The organism is Bacillus sp. LR--39 (assembly GCF_053613335.1).
Map to the genome: position 1 here is coordinate 1 of NZ_JBSIOT010001643.1, position 512 is coordinate 512.

Here is a 512-nt window from a genome sequence, read left to right on the forward strand (position 1 = left end):
TGTTTTTGCCGGAGATTTAACTGACAGAGGGCCTAAATCGATAGAGGTCATCCGATTTGTAGCCGGCGCTTACGAAAAAGGCGCTGTACGTTATGTCCCAGGAAACCATTGCAATAAATTATATCGTTACTTAAAAGGAAATCCGGTAAAAGTGATGCATGGTCTCGAAACAACAGCAGCAGAGCTTGAGGAACTTTCCAAAGATGAGAGAAAAGCAGTCAGCGAACAGTTTATGAAGCTGTACGAAACAGCGCCGCTTTACGACATCTTACATAATGGAGAATTAGTTGTCGCCCATGCTGGCATAAGAGCTGACGATATCGGCAAATATACCCGCAGAGTGAAGGACTTTGTCCTTTACGGTGACGTGACGGGTGAAACATATCCGGACGGCAGACCCGTCAGACGTGATTGGGCGGCAGCCTATAACGGAAAGGCTTGGGTGGTATACGGTCATACACCTGTGAAAGAGCCTCGGAAGGTCAATCGCACCATCAACATTGATACAGGCT

1 protein-coding gene is annotated in these 512 nt (G+C 47.1%); it reads left to right on the forward strand.

What is annotated here, in order from left to right; genetic code table 11:
* Nucleotides 1-512: metallophosphoesterase (locus ACWHAR_RS32270; protein ID WP_452089076.1), on the forward strand; the 512-nt coding region annotated here is incomplete at both ends.